This is a genomic window from Vibrio sp. JCM 18905 (assembly GCF_055393305.1).
The window spans coordinates 745,523-769,056 of sequence record NZ_AP043880.1 but is presented as its reverse complement, the minus strand read 5'-3'; the positions used below and the strand labels follow the sequence as shown (position 1 = coordinate 769,056).

The 23,534-nt window shown below is 46.0% G+C and carries 18 protein-coding genes; 7 read left to right on the top strand and 11 right to left on the bottom strand.

What is annotated here, in order from left to right; genetic code table 11:
• Positions 1 to 120: 120 nt before the first annotated feature.
• From ACZ5ZC_RS20305 to hrpB, 10 genes are all read right to left on the bottom strand, one after another.
• Positions 121 to 1,152 carry an ABC transporter ATP-binding protein gene (locus ACZ5ZC_RS20305; RefSeq protein ID WP_167426257.1) on the bottom strand — a complete coding sequence of 344 codons (1,032 nt, stop codon included), beginning with the start codon at positions 1,150 to 1,152 and terminating at the stop codon, positions 121 to 123.
• Complete coding sequence (locus ACZ5ZC_RS20300) at positions 1,152 to 2,777, bottom strand: ABC transporter permease (RefSeq protein ID WP_005396731.1); 1,626 nt, start codon at positions 2,775 to 2,777, stop codon at positions 1,152 to 1,154. The genes ACZ5ZC_RS20305 and ACZ5ZC_RS20300 overlap by 1 nt, the downstream gene beginning before the upstream one ends.
• A 99-nt stretch (positions 2,778 to 2,876) precedes the next feature.
• Entirely contained in the window at positions 2,877 to 3,890 is a 1,014-nt protein-coding gene (locus ACZ5ZC_RS20295) for a Fe(3+) ABC transporter substrate-binding protein (protein ID WP_005386566.1), read from the bottom strand.
• 152 nt (positions 3,891 to 4,042) lie between these two features.
• Positions 4,043 to 5,272 carry an ammonium transporter gene (locus ACZ5ZC_RS20290; protein ID WP_046875065.1) on the bottom strand — a complete coding sequence of 410 codons (1,230 nt, stop codon included), beginning with the start codon at positions 5,270 to 5,272 and terminating at the stop codon, positions 4,043 to 4,045.
• A gap of 27 nt (positions 5,273 to 5,299) precedes the next feature.
• Positions 5,300 to 5,638, bottom strand: a complete 339-nt coding sequence (locus ACZ5ZC_RS20285) for a P-II family nitrogen regulator (protein ID WP_005396729.1) — start codon at positions 5,636 to 5,638, stop codon at positions 5,300 to 5,302.
• A gap of 188 nt (positions 5,639 to 5,826) precedes the next feature.
• Positions 5,827 to 6,195, bottom strand: a complete 369-nt coding sequence (locus ACZ5ZC_RS20280) for a YacL family protein (RefSeq protein ID WP_464932230.1) — start codon at positions 6,193 to 6,195, stop codon at positions 5,827 to 5,829.
• Between the two features lie 99 nt (positions 6,196 to 6,294).
• Complete coding sequence (acnB, locus tag ACZ5ZC_RS20275; RefSeq protein ID WP_012841427.1) at positions 6,295 to 8,892, bottom strand: bifunctional aconitate hydratase 2/2-methylisocitrate dehydratase; 2,598 nt, start codon at positions 8,890 to 8,892, stop codon at positions 6,295 to 6,297.
• 268 nt (positions 8,893 to 9,160) lie between these two features.
• Positions 9,161 to 11,491 carry a patatin-like phospholipase family protein gene (locus tag ACZ5ZC_RS20270; protein WP_256894557.1) on the bottom strand — a complete coding sequence of 777 codons (2,331 nt, stop codon included), beginning with the start codon at positions 11,489 to 11,491 and terminating at the stop codon, positions 9,161 to 9,163.
• A gap of 122 nt (positions 11,492 to 11,613) precedes the next feature.
• The gene (gene mrcB / locus ACZ5ZC_RS20265; protein ID WP_176320173.1) at positions 11,614 to 13,986 is read right to left on the bottom strand and encodes a penicillin-binding protein 1B; all 2,373 of its coding nucleotides are present in this window, start codon (positions 13,984 to 13,986) and stop codon (positions 11,614 to 11,616) included.
• Positions 13,979 to 16,447, bottom strand: a complete 2,469-nt coding sequence (gene hrpB, locus ACZ5ZC_RS20260; protein ID WP_237283979.1) for an ATP-dependent helicase HrpB — start codon at positions 16,445 to 16,447, stop codon at positions 13,979 to 13,981. The genes mrcB and hrpB overlap by 8 nt, the downstream gene beginning before the upstream one ends.
• A 66-nt stretch (positions 16,448 to 16,513) precedes the next feature.
• Between hrpB and sfsA the strand changes: the two genes are divergently transcribed.
• The 7 genes from sfsA to panC all read left to right on the top strand — a co-directional run bounded on the left by sfsA (position 16,514) and on the right by panC (position 22,460).
• Entirely contained in the window at positions 16,514 to 17,230 is a 717-nt protein-coding gene (sfsA, locus tag ACZ5ZC_RS20255; RefSeq protein ID WP_464932229.1) for a DNA/RNA nuclease SfsA, read from the top strand.
• Between the two features lie 136 nt (positions 17,231 to 17,366).
• Positions 17,367 to 17,813 (top strand): RNA polymerase-binding protein DksA, encoded by a 447-nt coding sequence (gene dksA / locus ACZ5ZC_RS20250; protein ID WP_005386584.1) that lies wholly within the window; start codon positions 17,367 to 17,369, stop codon positions 17,811 to 17,813.
• A 96-nt stretch (positions 17,814 to 17,909) separates the two neighbouring features.
• Positions 17,910 to 18,773, top strand: coding sequence for a tRNA glutamyl-Q(34) synthetase GluQRS (gene gluQRS / locus ACZ5ZC_RS20245; protein WP_464932228.1), 864 nt, complete (start codon positions 17,910 to 17,912; stop codon positions 18,771 to 18,773).
• A gap of 101 nt (positions 18,774 to 18,874) precedes the next feature.
• Positions 18,875 to 20,242, top strand: coding sequence for a polynucleotide adenylyltransferase PcnB (gene pcnB, locus ACZ5ZC_RS20240; protein ID WP_046875073.1), 1,368 nt, complete (start codon positions 18,875 to 18,877; stop codon positions 20,240 to 20,242).
• Entirely contained in the window at positions 20,239 to 20,724 is a 486-nt protein-coding gene (gene folK, locus ACZ5ZC_RS20235) for a 2-amino-4-hydroxy-6-hydroxymethyldihydropteridine diphosphokinase (RefSeq protein WP_005396720.1), read from the top strand. The genes pcnB and folK overlap by 4 nt, the downstream gene beginning before the upstream one ends.
• Positions 20,725 to 20,748: 24 nt before the next feature.
• Entirely contained in the window at positions 20,749 to 21,543 is a 795-nt protein-coding gene (gene panB, locus ACZ5ZC_RS20230; protein WP_005396718.1) for a 3-methyl-2-oxobutanoate hydroxymethyltransferase, read from the top strand.
• A gap of 11 nt (positions 21,544 to 21,554) precedes the next feature.
• Positions 21,555 to 22,460: a pantoate--beta-alanine ligase gene (gene panC, locus ACZ5ZC_RS20225; protein WP_005396717.1), complete on the top strand. Its 906-nt coding sequence runs from the start codon at positions 21,555 to 21,557 to the stop codon at positions 22,458 to 22,460.
• A gap of 55 nt (positions 22,461 to 22,515) precedes the next feature.
• On the opposite strand, the gene ACZ5ZC_RS20220 is transcribed toward panC, so the two are convergent.
• Positions 22,516 to 23,445 carry a Kdo(2)-lipid IV(A) acyltransferase gene (locus tag ACZ5ZC_RS20220; RefSeq protein ID WP_054867120.1) on the bottom strand — a complete coding sequence of 310 codons (930 nt, stop codon included), beginning with the start codon at positions 23,443 to 23,445 and terminating at the stop codon, positions 22,516 to 22,518.
• Between the last annotated feature and the right edge of the window lie 89 nt (positions 23,446 to 23,534).

Sequence of the window (23,534 nt, the reverse complement as noted above, 5' to 3'; positions counted from 1 at the left end):
GAGTCGACGCTGTCTGAAAAGGCGCTCATCAACAGGAGAAGAGCACTTGCCCGGCATCACTGCCGGGCTTTTTTGTATCAACAAATCGAGAATGGATTCGCAATCCCGTATGCAGAGACATTAAGCGAATGCCAGCACGCCCTGCGTTTCAATTTTCACAGCAACAGACTCACCAATATTTAATGCCTGCGATGCTGTAGCCAACAAACGGTCGCCATTCGCATCAATCACGTAGCGGCAATGGTCGCCCATAAAGTGCTGCTCCAGCACCGTTACTGAGCTCTCTTCATCGGATTGAATTTGCACATGTTGCGGCCTTAGCAACAAAGAGCATTCAGACTGCACTGGGATCTCTTGTTGGGCTGTGGCTTCAACCACACCCAAGTGGGTTTCATATTCTGAATCCGAAACTCGTTTAGCGGCAAGATAGCTACCACCACCTAAGAAATCCGCAACAAACTTACTTGAAGGCTGATAGTAAAGCTCAGATGCCGTGCCATATTGCTCGATAACACCATTGTTCATCACTGCCATTTTATCAGCGAAGGCAAAAGCCTCTTCACGGCTATGCGTAACAAAAATGGCAGTCACGCCTTGCGCCTTAAAAATCTTACGGATCTCACTTATCAGCTCATGGCGAACTTGCGTATCAATATTAGAGAACGGCTCATCCAGCAGCAATAAGTCTGGGCTGTAAGCTAATGAGCGAGCAATCGCAACACGCTGCTGCTGTCCACCAGACAATTGATGAGGATAACGATCGCCATAGCCTTGCAAATGCACGAGATCGAGCATCTCTTGAACTTTGCCATTTTTCTCTTTTGTCGAGTAATGCTTTAAGCCAAAGGCAATATTTTGCTCCACCGTCAGGTGAGGAAAAAGCGCATAATCTTGGAAAATCATCCCGATATTACGCTGTTCTGGTGGCAACCAGTTCTCCCCATCATCAATCGTGACGCAATTTAAGCTCATTTCGCCTGACGTTAATGGCAATAGCCCTGCAACGGCTTTTAATAGTGTTGTTTTTCCGCAACCACTTGCACCTAGTAAACAGACAATTTGCCCTTGTTCCACCTCAAGAGATAATGATTCGAGTACGGTTTGATCATCATATTGGCAAGTTAGGTTTTTAATTGATAATGCGCAGCTCATCAGTGATTTTGCTCCAGTGAACGGTTAACAACAACAAGCGGGATCAACCCAACAAGAACCAACAGAACCGCAGGCAAAGCGGCCAATTCTAAATGCTCATCCGAGGCGAAGTTATAAACGTATGTGGCTAGTGTTTCAAAGTTAAATGGACGAAGTAATAGAGCCGCATTGAGCTCTTTCATCGACTCGATAAACACTAACAGAGCCGCAATCAGTGCACCACGTTTAACCAGCGGAAAGTGCACACGCCACAGCATGGCATTAGGCTTACAACCCATGGTGCGAGACGCCATATCTAACGAAGGCGAAATTTTATTTAAATTACTTTCGATACTACCAATCGCCACCGCTGAAAAGCGCACAACCATGGCAAAAACCAGGGCGAACATGGAGCCAGAAAAAATAAGTCCCGGTCTTCCCCATTCCATGGCTTTAGCAAGGTCGTTGACGCGGTGATCCATAAACAGTACTGCGACCATCACACCAATCGCTAATACGGTTCCTGGCACTGCATACCCCATCGAAGAAAGACGCATAAATGCCAAGCTTTCGCGCTTGCCATTGACGCGATGGGTAAAGTTAACGATCAGTGCGACAGCAACACCAATAATGGCGGCAATAACCGACACGACCAAACTATTCCATGCGTATTCACGAAACTCGGGGGTCCAACTCTGCGCAAAGTAAGTTATCGCATAATCAATCAGCTGTAGTAATGGCAAAATAAACGCGACCGAAACCAAGCCCCAACACCAAACCAGCGCGGTCCACTTTTTCCAGCCCGTCAACTCATAACGAAAATCTTCGTGACTGTTAAATTGGCTTTGAAAAAGCTTTTGTTTACGACGACTGTAGCGTTCGGCACTGAGAAGCAGTACTACAATGACGAGCATCATGGCAGAAATCTTGGCTGCAGCATTAAGATTAGAGTACCCCAACCAAGTATCGTAGACCGCTGTGGTTAACGTATTCACAGCGAAGTAACTTACAGTACCAAAGTCACCGATAGTCTCCATTGCGACCAGCGACAAACCCACAGCGATAGAAGGTCGCACTAATGGCATCGAGATGCGCCAAAAGCTTTCCCATGGAGAGCATTTGAGCAAACGCGCGCTTTGCAACAAAGAGACATTTTGCTCCATAAATGCAGCTCGACACAGCAAATACACGTAAGGGTACAGCACTAAAGCCAACACAAAGGTCGCGCCAGGCAAGGTGCGAATATCAGGGAACCAATACTCGCCAGGTCCCCATCCGGTTACATCACGCAAAAAGATTTGAATCGGTCCTGCAAAATCAAACCAATCAGTAAAAATATAACCAATGATATAACCTGGCATCGCAAGAGGTAGCACCAATGCCCACTGCAACCATTTTTCGGTCGGCAGTTTACACATGGCCATTATCCAAGCGCTTGGTATACCAAGAATTAAGGACAACACCATTACGCCAATAGTGAGCGCAACCGTGTTAAAAATATAAGTCGGCATGACTGTCGCCATTAAATGGGCAAACAAATCATCCGTTTCACCAATTGCGGTGTAGAAGATCGCTAAGATCGGCAAAACCAGTAACAGAGTTATTACCCCACTACTGGTTTTCCATAAAGAGTGTTTATCTTTCATCGCCTAATTACTGCAAGGCTGTATGAAATACAAATGCTGTTGCAAATACATCTCATATCCTTTAATCAAATGGGGGGACTGTTATACCCCCACAAGGAATTAAAGGTCAAATTTCACTTCGTCTAAAAGCTTAATTGCCGCTTCGTGGTTGGCTGCAATATCGTCTAGAGAAAGCTTGTCTGCTTTAAAGTCACCCCAAGATTCCACAAGTTCAGAACGCTTCACGCCTTCTTTAACAGGGTACTCGTAGTTAACTTCTGCGTACATCTGCTGCGCTTTGTCACCCGTTAGGAATTCCATTAGCTTCACAGCATTGTCTTTGTTTGGAGAGTACTTCGCCATCGCCATACCAGAGATGTTTACGTGAGTACCTGTAGTCTCTTGGTTAGGGAAGTTGATGTAAACTGCATCTGCCCAAGCTTTTTGCTCTTTGTCGTTAACCATTTTACCTAGGTAGTAGCTGTTACCTAGAGAAACATCACATAGACCTTCTTTGATCGCTTTAACTTGTGCACGATCGTTGCCTTGTGGTTTGCGAGCAAGGTTTGCTTTCACGCCTTCCAACCACTCTTTGGTTTCTGCTTCGCCATTGTGAGCAATCATTGCTGAAACTAGAGAAACGTTGTACGGGTGCTTACCGCTACGAGTACAAATTTTACCTTTGAACTCTGGCTTAGCCAGATCTGCATAGTTGAAATCTGCGCCTAGTTTACCTACGCGATCACGTGAAGAGTAAACACTACGTGAGCGTAGAGTTAGGGCAAACCACTCATTCTCTTTATCTTGGTATTGAGCTGGTACGTTTTCTTCAATGATTTTGCTATCTACTTTCTGGACTAAACCTTTGTTTGTCAGTTCAGCTAGACGACTGATGTCTGTCGTAAGGATAACGTCAGCTGGGCTGTACTCGCCTTCTTGAGCTAGCTTTTCTGCTAAGCCTTTTTTAGCAAATTTTACGTTTACTTTGATGCCAGTTTCTTTAGTGAACTCGTTGAACATAGGTTCAACTAGGAAAGGTTGACGGTAAGAGTAGACGTTCACTTCTTCAGCAGCCATTGCTGTTGGAGCTAAGGTAGCGCAAGTTAATGCTGAAAGAGTTAGCAGTTTTTTCATTGTTTAATCCTTTACCATGCTAATGATAACGTTTATCAGTTGCGTTATTATATGTATGTTCAATAAGAAGACAATGACAAATATTAAAAAACCTGCTCATCGGAGCAGGTTTTTATATGTTGAGAGTGTAACTATTTATTACAGGCTATTGATTACTTCACAGTGACAAATTCTGGGTACGCACCGACGCCACAATCATGCATGTCCATACCTTCCATTTCTTCATCTTCCGTGACGCGAATTCCAACGGTTGCTTTCAAGATAGCCCACACAACTAGGCTGGCACCAAATACCCAAGCAAAGATAACAACAGCACCTAAAAGCTGCGCACCGAATGTAGCATCGCCGTTGCTTAGAGGCACAACCATCAAACCAAAGAAGCCACAAACACCGTGCACTGAAATCGCACCGACTGGGTCATCAATTTTTAGTTTATCTAGGCCAATGATGCTGAATACGACTAGCGCGCCAGATACTGCACCGATAGCAACTGCATATAATGGCGATGGTGATAGAGGATCTGCGGTGATAGCAACCAAGCCAGCTAGCGCACCATTGAGAATCATCGTTAAATCCGCTTTGCCCCAAGTCGTTTTACATACAAACAGCGCCGCAATAGCACCTGCAGCAGCTGCTGCGTTGGTGTTTAGGAAGATCTGACCTACCGCTGTTGCGTTCTCAAAGTCTGAAACCATCAACTGAGAACCACCGTTAAACCCAAACCAACCAAACCAAAGGATGAAAGTACCTAGTGTTGCCAAAGGCATGTTTGAACCTGGAATCGGGTAGATTTCACCGTTTTTTCCATATTTACCTTTACGAGCACCAAGCAATAACACACCTGCGAGAGCTGCAGAAGCACCAGCCATATGTACGATACCTGAACCCGCAAAGTCGCTAAATCCAGCTTCTGCTAGAAAACCACCGCCCCATGTCCAATAACCTTCCATTGGGTAGATAAATGCGGTCAAAATCGCAGAGAAAACCAAGAAAGACCAAAGCTTCATACGTTCAGCCACCGCACCAGAAACGACGGACATTGCAGTTGCAACGAAGACGACTTGGAAGAAGAAATCAGACTCTAGAGAGTGATCAGCCCCTTCTCCTTGGGTACCAATCAGCGCACCAAATGAAGGTAACCAGCCTCCTTCTCCGTTGTCGACATACATGATGTTGTAACCAACGATTAGAAACATCGTACATGCAATTGCGTACAAACAGATGTTCTTCGTAAGAATTTCTGTTGTGTTCTTAGAGCGCACAAGACCAGCCTCTAGCATCGCAAAACCAGCTGCCATCCACATTACCAACGCACCGGAAATGAGGAAGAAAAAGGTGTCAAGTGCGTAACGTAACTCGGTTACTGTTGTTGTTAATTCCATAATAAGTTTCTCCAATCCCTTGAATTCTTAAAGTGCTTCTGCGTCCATTTCGCCCGTTCGGATACGCACCGCTTGGTTCAGGTCGTAGACAAAAATTTTACCGTCACCAATCTTTCCTGTTTGCGCAGCTTTTGTAATCGCTTCAACCACTCGCTCAACATTATCCGCGTGAGTAGCGATTTCAATTTTCACTTTTGGTAGGAAATCGACCTGATACTCAGCGCCGCGATACAGTTCCGTGTGGCCTTTTTGACGACCAAACCCTTTAACTTCTGATACCGTCATCCCTTCGATACCGACGTTAGCCAATGCTTCTCGCACATCGTCTAATTTAAACGGCTTAATAATGGCATTGATTATTTTCATTCAATTCTCTCCGAAGCTTTCATCCTGAAACACTTCTAATAATCCAATCTACGTGCCAAGTTTTTAAGTCATTGAATAATAAAAACTAACGTCAATTTACATATCTATAAACAAAAAGGGCGCACCATATCGGTGCGCCCTTTTCACAAATTTAAAGCAACAGAAGGAAAGTTACCCAAAACTGTGCACTAAATGTTCAAAAAGTCTTTCCATCGCTCGATAAGAATCATGAAGTCCTCTATTCCACAGCTTGCTGTACTTTCTGCATTGTAGAAATCGAATTCACTTTCCATCTCAACATCATGGTCATGGGCCAATGCGTTTTCTTGCACTAGGACTTCATCGCCCTGAATCATCAAGCTAATTTCTGTACCTGTTAGGTTATGCTCTTGAGAAGGCACTGAAAATGACTGCTCAATTAGCTTTTCAACCTGAGCAATCTTCATAGGGTCTTTGCCAATTTCTTCTTGTAGCCAGCGCCCAACAATCTCATGCCCCATGCTGCATTTTACGTAGTACTCGCCCATCAACGTGTTACGGATGAATTCAAATTCCATCGAGATTGCCTTTTCGTATCAATTTGGTGCGGAGTATAGCGAATTGCGCCCATAAAAAAAGCACCTCGTTTGAGGTGCTTTTTAATTGTGCAGTTAAACTTATGCAGGCTCTTGGAAGATCACTTCATCCGCTTTCTTGGTGTACTGATCCATTTTATGGAAGTTCAAGTAGCGGTAAGTATCTGTAGCGGTTGCATCAATTTGCTTCGCATACTCCAAGTACTCTTCTTTGGTTGGAATCTTACCAAGGATTGCACCTACTGCAGCTAGTTCCGCAGACGACAGGTAAACATTCGCACCAGTACCTAGACGGTTCGGGAAGTTACGCGTTGAGGTAGACATCACTGTTGATTTGTCTGCAACACGCGCTTGGTTACCCATACACAGTGAACATCCTGGTGTTTCGATTCGAACCCCAGCACGGCCAAAGATACCGTAATAACCCTCTTCCGTTAGCTGATCCTTGTCCATCTTCGTTGGCGGAGCGATCCATAGACGAGTTGCAAGCTGTCCGTTAAACTTATCTAGCAGCTTACCAGCAGCGCGGAAGTGACCGATGTTCGTCATACAAGAACCGATGAACACTTCATCAATCGCTGTGCCTTGTACTTCAGACAACAAGCGAGCGTCATCCGGATCATTCGGTGCACATAGTACTGGCTCATTGATTTCAGCCATATCGATTTCAATAACATGTGCGTATTCAGCGTCTTTATCAGCTTGCATCAGCTCAGGATTTGCTAGCCACTCTTCCATCGCTGTAATACGACGTTCGATAGTACGGCGGTCACCATAACCTTCAGAGATCATCCACTTCAGCATCACGATGTTAGAGTTTAGGTACTCTTCGATCGACTCTTGAGACAGTTTTACAGTACAACCTGCCGCCGAACGCTCAGCAGAAGCATCAGACAGCTCAAATGCTTGCTCAACAGTTAGCGTTTCTAGGCCTTCAATCTCAAGGATACGACCAGAGAATTCGTTGATCTTGCCCGCTTTCTCTACTGTTAGTAGACCTTGCTGAATCGCGTAGTAAGGGATGGCATGAACAAGGTCACGTAGTGTGATACCCGGTTGCATTTCACCTTTAAAGCGAACCAAGATTGACTCAGGCATATCTAGTGGCATAACGCCTGTCGCAGCAGCAAAGGCAACCAACCCCGAACCTGCTGGGAATGAAATACCTAGCGGGAAACGAGTATGTGAGTCACCACCCGTACCGACTGTATCCGGCAGTAGCATACGGTTTAGCCATGAGTGGATAATACCGTCACCCGGGCGAAGAGATACGCCACCGCGGTTCATGATAAAGTCCGGAAGTGTGTGGTGCGTGTTTACGTCTACTGGTTTTGGGTACGCAGAGGTGTGACAGAAAGACTGCATGACAAGGTCAGCAGAGAAGCCCAAACACGCCAAGTCTTTAAGTTCATCACGAGTCATAGGGCCGGTAGTATCTTGCGAGCCTACTGTCGTCATCTTCGGCTCACAGTAGGTACCAGGGCGAATGCCTTCTACGCCACACGCTTTACCAACCATTTTCTGTGCAAGCGTGTAACCCTTGCCAGAATCTGCAATTTCACCAGGTTTACGGAATACATCCGAAGGCTCAAGACCTAGCGATTGACGCGCTTTGTCTGTCAAACCACGACCGATGATCAATGGGATACGACCGCCAGCACGAACTTCATCAATCAGTACTTCCGTTTTCAGCGAGAACTCAGCTAAAACTTCACCTGTTTCGTGATTACAAACTTTACCTTCATATGGGTAAACATCGATAACATCGCCCATGTTGAGCTTAGTCACGTCGACTTCGATTGGTAGTGCGCCCGCATCTTCCATTGTGTTGAAGAAGATAGGTGCAATTTTACCACCAAGCACATAACCACCAGCACGTTTGTTTGGAACGTAAGGGATATCATCTCCCATGAACCAAAGTACTGAGTTGGTTGCAGATTTACGTGAAGAACCAGTACCAACAACATCACCAACGTAAACCAATTGGTGACCTTTTTCTTTCAATTCTTCAATTTGCTTGATCGGACCAATATTGCCCGGTTGATCAGGATTGATGCCTTCACGCTCGTTCTTCAGCATCGCAAGTGCGTGCACTGGGATATCAGGACGAGACCAAGCATCAGGTGCAGGTGAAAGGTCATCCGTGTTCGTTTCACCTGTTACTTTAAATACAGTTAGAGTGACTTTTTCTTCAAGCTTAGGCTTAGAAAGGAACCACTCAGCATCAGCCCATGACTGAAGTACTTTCTGTGCATGCGCATTGCCTGCTTTTGCTTTCTCTTCTACATCATAGAAAGCATCAAACATCAGAAGTGTATGAGACAGTGCTTCTACAGCAATCTCTGCCAGTGCTTCGTCATCAAGTAGCTCAACTAGCGGCTCGATGTTGTAACCACCTTGCATAGTGCCTAGCAGTTCAGCCGCTTTTTCACGACTCACTAATGGTGATTTAACTTCACCTTTTGCTACTGCTGTTAGGAAACCCGCTTTTACATAAGCAGCTTCATCAACACCTGGAGGGATACGGTTTTCAAGTAGGTCAAGAATGAACTCTTCTTCACCTTGCGGGGGATTTTTCAGAAGTTCTACAAGTCCAGCAACTTGTTCTGCGTCTAGCGGTTTAGGAACAACTCCTTCAGCAGCACGCTCTTCGACGTGTTTACGGTAGGCTTCAAGCACGACTTTTTCCTCTCATTGCGGTTCCTCCTCTATTATTACTATTGTTAAAGTAAAGGAGTGAACATCCTTGGAAACTTGGCTCTCCATTGCCCTTGTTTTCATTCAATTATGATTGAGAAACAGCGCCGTAGAGGCCAAACTGTGGGCGAAATAATAGCAAATTTAACCTTAAATTAAAATCTTATCATTTTGACCAACATAGCAACTTACGACTAAAGTTCTGCTAATTTTGACCAAATATGCCAAGTTTTTGCTTTCTCATACCCGATTAATTAAACGATGTTCCTACGATCAAATACACAGCATCCAAATCTTGCTCGGTACGACCGTATGCCAACATTATTGGTCCTATTGGTGAGTCAACACCAAAGAAGATGGAGCCAGCATTGTAAAGCGGCGCTTCGTTTAGTTTCAGATCATTATCAGACCAAACACCGCCATATTCGACCGATGCGCCCAGGTAGACTGGAGCTTCAAACAATCCGAAATCATTATCAAACCACTTATATCGGTACACCAAACTGCTGAAAAATAAGTTCTGTCCGATCAGGCTATTTCTTGGGATTCCAGATAGGCTTAAAAAGCCGCCCAACTCTCTGGGATCAAGCGGTAAAGATGAGTTTTTACTCTCTACAAAACTATATTCAGCATGTCCGACTAAAGTATGACGCTGATGACTCACTGCACCTTTAAATCGTGCAGAGATTTCATACACGGTATCTTCAATAATTTTGTCAGTCTCTAAAAGGCTAACGCCTTGAGGACTTTGATCATGAGACACTAAATATTCGAGATCGACTAAAAGCCCACGAGTCGGAAATGCGAAGTCATCAAGTGTATCTAGGCGATAGTTGGCAAACAGGCCACGACGTTCAAAATCCAATTTACCAGCAGAAGCCAAAGTAGAAAGCTCAATATCTCCGGTTGAGTAGCGAGCGCCAAATCGAAGTTCTTGCCACAATGTGGGTTGGATACCTATCGCTAACTCTGTTGTAAAATCATCGTAAGTGACCGGAAAAAAGTCATTTACTGACTCTAAATCTGGAGCTTGAGGCTCTGTTAAAGGTAAGTTTCGGCTCTCACTGCCATAGGAAATTCGCCCCGATACAAAAAGTTCTTGGCTAGATAAAACAGGAGAATACAACTCAGCTTCAATCAGCTTATCCGTGCCCATTTCTACGTTGAACGCCAACTCCGCGCCATGAGAGTTTAAATTGGTAAAGTTGGTCGATATTCCTATGCCGTACTGGCTATCTGTATCGAAGTCATCTTCAAGAAAAAATCGGAAGTTGAGATAATTAGGCCCCCACGACTTCTCGTTAACATCAAAAACCAACAATGTCTCACCATCCACCTCTTCAAAGTGATAAGTGATGAGCTCGAACCGATCTAACGCGTAGAGGTTTTCAACGGCTTTCTCAATTTCGGCCGTTGAAATACGACGTCCGGTTTCTAGTTCAATACGATTCGTCAATAACACATCGCTGTAGTGCGTGTTATTTACAATCACAATGTCATCAACCACACGCTGATCGCCATAAATCAAAGTTTTACGAACTTCTTGTTTGCGATCGATGTATTTTTGATAGTCCGCGTTGGACAAGCGTAACTCTTTCAGCTTGTCTTTTAACTGCTTGGTAATATCGTACCCAGCTTGAAAAGCCCAAGGCATTTTGTCGAACTCGACGGTTTCCATGGTGCCCACATTGGGACGAATATAGATATCTTGAGGTTCAAGCTCGTCCACTTGCTGTTGTGTACTACGACGAACGAGATAGTTAGAGAGTTGGTCCGCGACAGTAAACAGCCCCGTAAATTCATCTTCGGTTTTGTAATCGGTGCTAATATCGACGGCAATAACGACATCAGCCCCCATGGCGCGAGCCACATCGACAGGCATGTTATTGACCACGCCGCCATCAACAAGCATATGGCCATTGAGCTTATAGGGAGGAAGCGCTCCTGGTACAGACATGCTAGCCATCATGGCGTCCACAAGGTAGCCATTGCCAAGAACCACTTCCTCTAGCGCAAGAATATCTGTCGCCACAGAGCGATAAGGAATGGCAAGATCATCAAAAGAATCGAATCGCCCTAAGTTCCCTGTAGTCTCACGCAATACGCGCAACATGTTCTGGCCTTGCACGACACCCGTTGGGGCACGAACCTCACCAAATCTTAAGCCGAGGTCAGTGTTAATTTGATAGCGGTCTTCATACTCTTTATCACGAACTCGGCGTTGACTACGGTCGACACGATCTCGATAGCCACTGCTCCAATCCACGGTGTAGATAAAACTTTCAATTTCATCAGCGCTCATCCCCGTGGCATAGAGACCACCAACATAAGCGCCCATACTGGTGCCCGTTACGATATCGACCGGGATCTGCATCTCTTCTAACGCTTTGAGGACGCCGATATGCGCAGCGCCTTTTGCTCCACCACCAGCGAGCACAACCGCCACCTTTGGGCGAGGCTCCACGTCATACATTTTTGCTAGAGAGTTTGCAAGGGAAACAGAAGGAGTGGTGATCAAAAAGGCACTAACCCAAAGCGCGAAATGGCGAGTCGACGGGCTTGATAACAGCTTTTTGAACATTCACTTCTTCCTTTGTTGAATTTCTTATCAAGTAGGGCGTGCTAGCAGCACCGCACTAACACGCCCTAATATGTACTAAGAATTGACCAGAGAGACAAGCTAATGTTGTTGATTTGGCGATGCTACCAATCAAATAAGCTGTTAAGCCAGTTTGATTTCTTCTCACACTGCTGCTTTATTTGACCCGTTTTATCCCAAACTGGCAGTTTATAATCACTACGACAGTTCATTTCTAAACCACCATCTGATGTCGGCTTAAATCCTAACGTGGTGATCTCTCTTGGCCATGGAAGCTCTAAACGCTCAGGAATGCGTTGCTTCAAATACTCTGCGTACACTCGTAATGCACCGCTCGATCCCGTTAGATGAACCGGTTTGTTATCGTCGCGACCTAGCCAAATTGTCGTCACTTCACGGCCATCAACACCGACAAACCAGCTATCGCGGTTATCGTTACTGGTACCCGTTTTTCCTGCCAGTGCAGCCCAACCAAACTGGCTTTGTAAGAAGCGGCCTGTACCTTGAGCAACCCCCTGTTTCATCGCGTAGGTCGTTAGCCATGCTGCTTGCTCATCCACGGCTCTTGATGAACGAGGCAAGGATTGATAAAGCACATTACCTTCCATATCCATCACTGAACGCAGAGCGGTCAGTTTCGCACGTTTGCCTGAGTTCGTCAGTGTCTGATACATCTGCGCGACTTCAAACGGCGTCAAAGAAAACGAGCCCAAAAACATCGAAGGCACTGGGCGGATTTCGTCTTTGTTGACGCCCAAACGCTCTAAAGTATCGGATACTTCTGGGATACCAAGCGCCATGCCTAAGCGCACAGTTGGCACGTTGAGTGACTTCGCTAAAGCAATGTAGAGTGGCACATCACCACGGTATTTTCGGTCGTAGTTACGCGGTGTCCATACATTACCTTTACTGCTTTTCAGGCTTAGCGGCGTGTCGTGCAGCGTCGTGCCTAGGTTATATTTTTCCGGTTGTTCTAAAGCCGTCAAGTAAATCGCTGGTTTAACTAGAGAACCAATTGGACGACTGGCATTGAGCGCGCGGTTAAAACCTTCATAACCAACACGTTTACCGCCAACCATGGCACGGATTTCACCACTATGACGATCAACCGCGACTGCAGCGGCTTCCAATTCTTTACCGCCTCGTTTAGCTAGCTCCGGGATCTTTTTCGCGATGGCTTGCTCCATTTTGCTTTGCGATACCGGATCTAGAGACGTAAACACGCGCAGCCCGGTTTCCGCTTTAAATCGCTCCCCCACTTTTTCTTTCAATTCAATGCTCAATTGTTGGAAATAAGCGGGCTGACGGCTCGCGATACGTGGTTTGCTCTGCGTATCAAGCGAACGACTGACGGCTTGCTCATACTGCTCAGATGTCAGCATGTTTTGCTGCATCAACAAACGTAATACAAGATCGCGGCGCTCTTTCGTGCGCTCGGGGTAACGAATTGGATTGTAGTAAGACGGTCCTTTTACCATCCCAACTAACATCGCCAGTTGATCGATTCGCAGCTCTTGGATCGGTTGTCCAAAGTAATAACGCGATGCCAAGCCAAACCCGTGGATCGCTTCACCACCACTTTGCCCTAGATACACTTCGTTAAGGTAGGCTTCCAAAATACGATCTTTGCTGTAACGGTAATCCAAAATTAACGCGATATACGCTTCTCTAACTTTGCGCCACAGCGTCTTATCACGGGTCAAAAACAGGTTTTTCGCCAACTGCTGAGTTAGCGTACTACCACCTTGAACAGTACGACCCGCTTTAATGTTTGCAACCATTGCTCGTGCAATCGCGAGTGGAGACACCCCATCGTGTTGATAAAAATCCCGGTCTTCGGTCGCAAGCAGTGCATCAACTAAAATTTCTGGGAACTGATCACGACGCAAGAACAGACGCTGCTCATCTTGATCTTTCTCCAGCATCCCCAGCATCTTCGGTTCTAAGCGTAAGTAACCAAGATCACCTCGGGACTCTAAAGACTGAATACGCTGTAAACCAGAATCTGAAAAATGGAGCATCACGTGACGATCCGGTTCAGGACCATCGGCAAATTCAAATGGACGACGGATCAGCTCAATACGAGTGGAAGAAGAAGAGTACTCACCAGGATAGCGAGGCTGACTTACCTTACGGTAATTCAGTACATCCAGCTCGTTACGAAGTTCTTGAATGGTGATATTTTCACCCGGATTTAAGTTCAAGATGCGAGCATAAACCACCGTTGGCAGTTCAAACAGCTGGCCTTCAAAGCGCTCTTTCACAACACTATCTAAATAAATACCCACAAACAGCAAAACAGCGGCAAGCGCAACACCGGCTTTCCAGCTAAATGACCACAAAACTTTCAGCCACGAACGTTTCTCGTTAGCCGGCTTTTTACTCGGTGTGCGTCGAGTCTGTTTTGTCGTTCCTTTATTGGTTGTACTTTTCTTCGCTGGCGCTTTTTTCGCGCTAGGCTTCTTGCTGTTAGTCATTATTCAATTGTCTTTTTGTTTTCGTAGTTGCTACATGATTGGCAGGATCATCTGGCCAAACGTGTTTTGGGTAGCGCCCTTTCATCTCTTTTTGAACGTCTTTATAGCTTCCGTTCCAGAAAGCCGCCAAGTCAGACGTCACTTGCAGCGGACGTTGTGCCGGCGAAAGCAGTTCAAGCACCAAACGCTTACGACCAAGCGCTACCGTAGGGGAGCCACTCTCACCAAATACCTCTTGCATACGCACCGATAATTTCGGCTCATGGCCATACTGGTAACGGATACGCTTCTTTGAACCTGTCGGCAGTTGGTAATGCTCTGGTAACCATTCATCCAGTTGTTGATTGAGTGGCCAACCTAATCGAGCGTTCAGCGCTTCGACCAAGTTTATCTTGCTCAAATCGTTAACCGAACTGACGGACGTCATGTACGGCTCTAACCACTCTTCTAATGAATCCAACAAACTGGCTTCATCAAACATTGGCCATGATTGCTCGGGTAACCATTCCACCGCACAACGAATCCGAGCCAACAAGCTCTCCGCTGCCGGTGTCCAGTTTAGACTCTGTAAGCCCTGGCGGCGGACATACGTGAGTAAAGCTTGTGTCATTTTTTCTTTGCCAGGGCTTGGCAACGGCTCGCGTTCAACCACCAGCTGACCGAGTTTTGTTTGTCTCTCAGCCATTAGACGCCCTCTTTTTTCATCCCAGTCTACAACTTCTTCAGACGAAAATAGCGCTTCAAAGGTCGCTCGCAATATATTGACATCCAATTCACATGCCGAATGAATTTGACTGGAGTTAGAATGAGAACGCATTAAGTCAACGGCAACCAAATACTCACAGCCACCTAGCATGTCTTCCTGACGACATTCTGCACCATGACCATTAGCCAAAGTAAATCGCCCAAATTGATTTGTGCGCTGCTGCGCAATGCGATCTGGAAATGCCAAACTTAACACCAGCGGTAATGCCTCTTCATCCACGCCTTTCAGGTCAAATACCGTATCTAATTTGTACGCCAGAGATTGAGCACGCTTGAACAACATCGACTTTTTTGGATGAGTACCAACAAGCCAACGATGCAAACTATGAGCGATATTGGTGACGTTTCTTTCTGGCTCTTCAATCAGTGCGACCGCCGCCAAAGCAGCATTTAACATCTTATCACTGTAAGATTGCGCTTTAATTAGCATCGCAGCCGCACGAGGCTCAACGCCTAGTTCATGCGCCTGTTTTCCTTCGGACGTTAATTGCCCTTTTTCCGTCAGTAGTCCCAATGACACCAATAGCTGCTTCGCTTGTTCCAATGACGCATTAGCGGGAACATCAAGCCACTTGAGATCGTTGATATCACTCGCTCCCCAAAATGCGAGCTCCATAACTAAACTAGCCAAATCGGAATGCAAAATTTCGGGCTGGGGAACCAGAGGTTGCTGCTTGAACTGACTTTCAGAATAGAGGCGAACGCAAATGCCCTCTTCTATTCGTCCCGCTCGTCCTGCACGCTGAATCGCTGAAGACTGTGCAATGCGTGTTTGCTCTAAGCGTGTTAAACCGTTTTTCAAATCAAACCGGGCAATACGCTCTAACCCAGAATCAACCACAAGGCGAATGCCTTCAATCGTCAGTGAAGTTTCTGCAATGTTGGTCGCGAGTACGACTTTACGCTTGCCGTGTTCTGCCGGCGTGATGGCTTTTTGTTGCTCAGTAAAGCTCTGTTGCCCATAAAGCGGACACACTTCAATATCATCCGCCAAATGAGATAAACGTTCTTCGACTTGTTTAATGGCCCCAACGCCCGGTAGGAAAGCCAACAAAGAGCCGGACTCTTTGTTCATAAGACTTTCTATTGTTTTTGCCATACTCCTAGGTAAATGATCATTCACACCTAACGGTTGGTAACGCATGTCTACGTCGAAACTGCGTCCTTCTGATTCAATGTAACTGGCTTCCGGCAACAACGACTGTAAGGCTTGTTGATCAAGCGTTGCCGACATTACCACCAGCTTGAGATCGTCTCGCAATGCCTCTTGAACTTCTAAACTGAATGCCAAAGCGGTATCGGCATGAATGCTGCGTTCATGAAACTCATCAAAGATCAGCAGTTCAACACCATCCAGTTCAGGGTCAGTTTGGATCATCCGAGTCATGATCCCTTCGGTTACGATCTCCAGCTGCGTTGCAGAACTTACCTTTGCCTCGCCACGAACTCGATAACCCACGCGTTGCCCTACTTGCTCTCCCAATTGCTCAGCAAGATAACGGGCAATGTTACGCGCCGCGAGTCGTCTTGGTTCGAGCATGATGATTTTTCCAACAACCGAATGGTTTAAGAGGAGCTGTAAAGGGAAGTAGGTCGACTTACCGGCACCAGGCGCCGCTTTTAAGATCACTTGATGTTGATTTTTGACCGCCGTCAGCAACTCAGGCATCACGGCTTCAATCGGCAATTGTGACAAAGGAAATACCTTATGGTGTAATGGTGGCAACATTGTACATAAAAAAATTTTTGTCTAAATAAGCAAATGCATTTCACACCCGCTTTAGAGTCCGCCACTCTACTCAAACGCTATAAACGCTTTCTTGCCGATATCGAACTCGATACCGGTGAAATTCGTACTATCCACTGCGCAAACACTGGCGCTATGACAGGTTGTGCGACACCCGGAAACAAAGTTTGGTTTTCCACTTCCGACAACCCGAAACGAAAATACCCCAATAGTTGGGAGTTGAGTGAAACCGAACAAGGCCACCGTATTTGTATCAATACCGCGCGCGCCAACCAATTAGCCGTTGAGGCTATTGAAAATAATGTCATTTCAGAGCTTTGTGGTTATGACACACTTCAAACTGAGGTGAAATACGGTAATGAAAATAGCCGAATTGATATCTTGCTCAGCGCAGACAACAAGCCAAAGTGCTATATAGAAGTGAAAAGCGTCACTCTTCTTGATGAGACCGACTCTATTGGACAAGGATACTTCCCAGATGCGGTCACGACTCGGGGACAAAAGCACCTGAGAGAGCTCACAGAAATGGCACAAAATGGAAGTAGAGCCATACTTTTATTCACTGTTTTACATTCAGGTATTGAAAAAGTATCCGCGGCGCACCATATAGACGCGAAATATTCACTATTACTCAAACAAGCACAAGACGCTGGAGTGGAAGTTCTCTGCTACAAAGCTGAACTGAGCGATACTGGAATGAATCTGATTTCCGCTATTGATTTTATCAATTAAGAGAAAAAATGATGTCGTCTTCACATTGACGATAACTTTGCGATTCAGTATTTGCTTGCACCGCCTCTTTTTGCTATAGATACCCGCCTTAAATTGACTGCGTAGCAGTTGACTAGGTGTAAGTAGGAGATGCTGTATGCCAGAATCAAAGAAGAAAACGATAGGCATCCTAGCCATTGCCGGCGTGGAGCCATATCAGGAAAAACCTGGTGAAGAGTACATGTCACCAGAGCAGGTTGAACACTTTACGAAAATCTTAACAGCTTGGCGCGACCAGCTGAGAGCTGAAGTGGATCGTACCGTTCACCACATGCAGGACGAAGCAGCAAACTTCCCAGATCCAGTTGACCGCGCCTCTCAAGAGGAAGAGTTCAGCCTAGAACTGCGTAACCGCGACCGCGAACGCCGTTTGATCAAGAAGATTGAAAAGACTTTGGATAAAATCAAAGAAGACGATTTTGGCTTCTGTGAGTCTTGTGGCGTAGAGATTGGCGTTCGCCGTCTTGAAGCACGTCCAACCGCTGACCTATGTATTGACTGTAAAACACTTGCAGAAATCAAAGAGAAGCAAATGCAAGGTTAATCAACCAAGCATTATGATTATTGAAGGGAGCTCAGGCTCCCTTTTTGTTTTGACTACCTTTTCATCCCATTTGTTTACTAAATTCGAGATACACGCATGACACGCTATGTAGGTCGATTCGCCCCATCTCCTTCTGGTCCTTTACATTTTGGTTCACTGATTGCCGCTCTTGGCAGCTATTTTCAAGCGAAAGCACACAACGGAACCTGGTTAGTACGTATTGAGGACTTGGACCCACCAAGAGAAATGCCAGGTGCGGCGCAACTTATCCTAGATGCGCTCAAAGCCTATCAGCTGCATTGGGATGGAGAGGTGGTATACCAGTGTGAACGTCATGACCTTTACCAAGCCCAAATAAACACATGGCTCGAAAATGGTGAGGCCTATTATTGCCAATGTACTCGAAAGCAAATTAAAGAGCATGGCGGGTTTTATCCTGGCACTTGCCGCGATAAAAACTTGAAAGACGGCGCGATTCGCCTAAAAATGACCAAGCCTGTCGCTCATTTCTTCGATCAGAAGCGTGGAACAATTAAAATTCCAGAGCAACTCGTTAATGAAGATTTCATTATTAAACGTCGAGATGGATTATTTGCTTATAATCTTGCGGTAGTATTGGACGACATCGACCAAGGCGTCACCGAAGTCGTGCGTGGTGCAGACTTAATCGAGCCAACAGGGCGTCAAATCAGTCTGTACCAGATACTTGGGCAGCCTGAAGTCAGCTACTTGCATTTACCATTGGCGATGGACAACAACGGCAATAAACTGTCGAAACAAAATCACGCGACGGCTATTGATATAGAGACACCAAAGCCTACTCTATTACGCGCCATGACATTTTTGGGCTTCGAGATACCGGAAGCCATAAAAGCGGCCAACATAGAAGAGATTCTTCGTTGGGGCTGCGAAAACTGGCGCTTGGAACAGCTTCCAACAGAGATCGAGATCACACCGTGATTCTCAAATGGCATTGTGTAGGCTATCATTAGCCGCAAATTAGGCCCTAGAGGCGCAAAAACTAACCAAAGCAAGATTGGACTAAACCCAGTTATTGCCAGATGCACATGAATACAAACGACTATACACCAAGCGAACCTGCCACTATTCCAGAGCTCGCTCTCAATGTAATAACTCGTGAAGAGCACAACATTTCGCGTAAGCAGATCAGTGATAATGCACTGAAGGTACTGTACCGCCTAAATGGTGCTGGTTTCGATGCTTTTCTTGTGGGTGGCGGGGTTCGAGACTTACTGCTTGGACAGAAACCAAAAGATTTTGACATTGCGACCAACGCAACGCCGGAACAGATCAAACAGCTATTTCGTAACTGCCGTTTGATTGGTCGCCGCTTCCGCTTGGCTCACATTATGTTTGGCCGAGACATCATTGAAGTAGCGACATTCCGCGGTCACCACCAAGAGCAAAAGAATAAGAGCATCTCTCAGCAATCGAAAGAAGGAATGCTGCTGCGGGACAATGTCTACGGCACCATCGATGAAGATGCTGAGCGCCGTGATTTCACGATTAACTCGATGTACTACAACATCGCGGATTACTCGATTCACGACTACGCACGTGGTATTGAGGATTTAGAAGATCGCCTCATTCGACTGATTGGCGATCCAGAAACACGCTACCGTGAAGATCCAGTACGTATGTTGCGTGCAGTTCGCTTCGCGGTAAAACTGGACTTTGATATTGAAGAAGACACCGCGGCGCCAATCGAACACATGGCACCGTTGCTCGGTGACATTCCGTCAGCGCGTCTTTTTGAAGAGTCACTCAAATTATTGCAATCCGGTCATGGCTTAGAAACCTACCACCTACTGCGTGAGTACAACCTATTCCAGCAACTATTCCCGACGATTGCAGCGCACTTTACAGAAGATTACTCCTCTCACACTGAGCAGATGTTGGATCTTGTCCTAGATTCTACCGACATGCGCATCGAAGATGGGAAACGCATCAATCCAGCATTTATGTTTGCTGCAATGCTGTGGTACCCACTGTGTGCGAAAGCCGATGAACTGATGGAAGAGCGCAACCTAGGCCATTACGACGCTATTATGGAAGCGAGTAACATCATTCTTGATGAACAAGTTCGTACAATTGCCATTCCAAGACGCCACACCGCAACCATTCGCGAGATTTGGCAGCTGCAGCTGCGCCTTCCTCGACGTAACGGTAAACGTGCATTCCGTCTTATGGAGCTCAATAAATTTAGAGCTGGCTTTGATTTTCTTGAAATGCGCGGTGAAATTGAAGGTGGTGACACTCAGAAGCTTGCCAAGTGGTGGGAAACTTTCCAAAATGCAGGCCGAGAAATGCGTCAAGCAATGGCTGCCGACCTAGACGGTCAATCACCGAAGAGTGGTCAGCGCCGCCGTAAAACCTATCGCAAGAAAAAGAGTAAGCCTAAGTCATGATCACAGCGTACATTGCGGTAGGCAGTAACTTGGCTGATCCTGTCAGCCAAGCGAAGCAAGCGATTGAAGCGTTAAAAACGCTGCCTAAATCAGAATTTGTTCAGGCTTCTTCGCTATACAGCAGCACGCCAATGGGACCACAAAACCAACCGGATTACATCAATGCGGTTGTGTCGATTAACACCAGTTTGACGCCTCTTGAGTTGCTCGATTGCACACAAGCCATTGAGCAAGAACAAGGGCGTGTCCGTAAAGACGAACGTTGGGGACCAAGAACCTTGGACCTCGACATTGTGCTTTATGGCAATGAGGTGATTAATTCCGAGAGGCTGATCGTTCCTCATTATGGAATGAAAGAGCGTGAATTCGTACTCTACCCTCTTGCGGAAATTGCACCAAGTTTACAACTCCCCGATGGGACCGAGGTCTCTAAACTACTGGAACAAGTAGATAGAAACGGCCTCAGTATCTGGCAGTCATAGCCAACTCCTAGTAAGGATAAAACCATGAAAAAAATGACCATCAACGACCTAATCAAGTGGAAGCAAGAAGGTCGTAAATTTGCTACTTCAACCGCTTATGATGCGAGCTTTGCCCAACTGTTTGAAAGCCAAGAAATGCCAGTACTTCTTGTTGGTGATTCTCTAGGTATGGTTTTGCAAGGTCACAACGATACTCTGCCAGTAACGGTCGATGATATCGCTTACCATACTCGTTGCGTACGCGCAGGTAGCCCAAATTGTTTGTTGATGGCTGACATGCCATTCATGAGCTACACCACGCCAGAGCAAGCTTGCGAAAATGCGGCTACACTGATGCGTGCGGGTGCCAATATGGTGAAAATTGAAGGTGGTGACTGGCTAGTCGACACTGTAAAAATGCTCACTGAACGCTCGGTTCCAGTTTGTGCTCACCTTGGTTTAACTCCTCAAGCCGTGAATATTTTTGGTGGTTACAAAGTTCAAGGTCGCGATCAAGAAAAAGCGGACCGCATGGTGAAAGATGCGTTAGCACTGCAAGAAGCAGGCGCTCAAATCGTCTTACTAGAGTGCGTGCCTGCTGAGCTTGCTGAGCGTATTACGCAAGTGCTCGACGTGCCTGTTATCGGTATTGGAGCTGGTAACGTGACAGATGGTCAAATTCTCGTGATGCATGATATGTTCGGTATCTCTGCCAACTACATGCCGAAATTCTCCAAAAACTTTCTTGCTGAAACAGGTGATATGCGCAAAGCCGTTGCTAAATACATTGAAGATGTAGCCAACGGTGTATTCCCAGACGACGCTCATACCATTGCCTAGAGGATAAATGCATGCAAACTTTTGCGGAAATCTCAGCAGTTCGTGAACACCTTAAAACCTTTAAACGTGAAGGTCGTAAAATTGCGTTTGTCCCAACCATGGGCAACCTTCACGAAGGTCACTTAACTTTAGTGCGTAAAGCACGCGAATACGCTGATATCGTTGTCGTAAGCATCTTTGTTAATCCGATGCAGTTTGATCGTGCAGACGATTTAAATAATTACCCGCGTACGCTAGAGGAAGACTTAAGCAAGTTAACCTCTGAAGGGGTCGATGTGGTATTTACGCCGACACCAGAAGTTATCTATCCTGAAGGGCTTGATAAACAAACGTTTGTTGATGTTCCGGGTCTATCGACTATTTTAGAAGGGGCTTCACGCCCTGGTCATTTCCGTGGCGTCACAACCATCGTAAACAAGCTATTTAACATCGTTCAGCCAGATGTGGCCTGTTTCGGTGAGAAAGATTTTCAACAACTTGCGGTTATCCGCAAGATGGTTGTCGATCTTGCGATGGACATTGAAATCATCGGTGTACCAACCGTACGTGAAATGGACGGTTTAGCAATGAGCTCACGTAATGGTCTGCTTACACTTGACGAACGTCAACGTGCGCCAGTACTTGCTCGTACAATGCGTTGGATCAGCAGTGCCATTCGTGGCGGCCGTGATGACTACGCATCGATCATCGAAGATGCGAGCGACCAACTGCGAGCTGCAGGTTTGCACCCTGATGAGATCTTCATTCGTGATGCTCGTACATTACAAGTGATCACACCAGAAACGACACAAGCCGTCATTCTGATGTCTGCGTTCTTAGGCAAAGCTCGTCTTATCGATAACCAAACGGTAGATATGGTCGTCGAAGCGAAGGAAGAAGCAGAGTCTAGTAATACAAACTCAGAGAGCGCAGAGTAAGCTCTGAGCCATCAAGACGTAAAAAGGTCGACTCTTAGTCGACCTTTTTTATTTTCTACGTATAGACGCAATCTAACCCTTCAGGGCGTGTTTTAAACCGCTTGTGCAGCCACATCCACGCTGGAATATCACGTTTTATCATTTTCTCAAGCTCTTGGTTCAAGATACTTGCCGCTTTAATCGCATTACGCCTCTCGAAACGCTCACTGATATCTTTTCCAATATATAACGTGTAATGGTGATTCTTGCTCACTGTGACGCCAGATATGACCGCACAATTTGTTGCGTCAATAAGCACACTAGATCCCACGGTACTCGCGGCTTGTTCAACAGCAAAGAATGGCGCAAAAACAGAATGGCTGACGCCATAATCATGGTCGGGCAAATACCAAAGTCGATGACCATTTTTCAGAACTTTGAGCATTGATTTAACGTCTTTTCGATCAATCATTTGATGCCCAAAACGAGTTCGACCTCGATGTTGAATAAACTCATAAGCAGGGTTCGAATTTGGGCGATAAACGCCATAACCTTTGGCAAACTGGCTAAAAATACGAGCGGTTATCTCCAAGTTTAAATGGTGACTGCACACCACCAACACACCACGGCCATTCTTTTCCTCAGCGAGTAAACGATCTTTTCCAACAATAGAGGTTATCCGACGTATCCGCCAATCTGGCCAAAACCAGGCGATCCCCGTTTCGATGATCGCCATTCCCGTATATTGAAAGTTTTTTCGTACTACGTCCTTACATTGCCAGTCCGTAAAATCAGGGAAACACAGCTGGAGATTACGCAGAGCGATCTTGTGTCGGCGCTTCATTACATGCATCGCAACACAACCGATGCTTCTACCTAAGATTCGCAATACTATGTATGGCAGTACATTAACAAGAATCGCTAAAGATCCAAATGCCAGCCATACAGACCAATATTTGGGCTTAAGTAACTGATAGGAGAAAGGCGGCGGCGGGACAATATTCATAGGATCACTCATTTATTACAAATGATTGAAACCTAACATGATAAAAACCGAAAGATTGTATGGGAGTGTATTGTTATGCATGCCAAAGA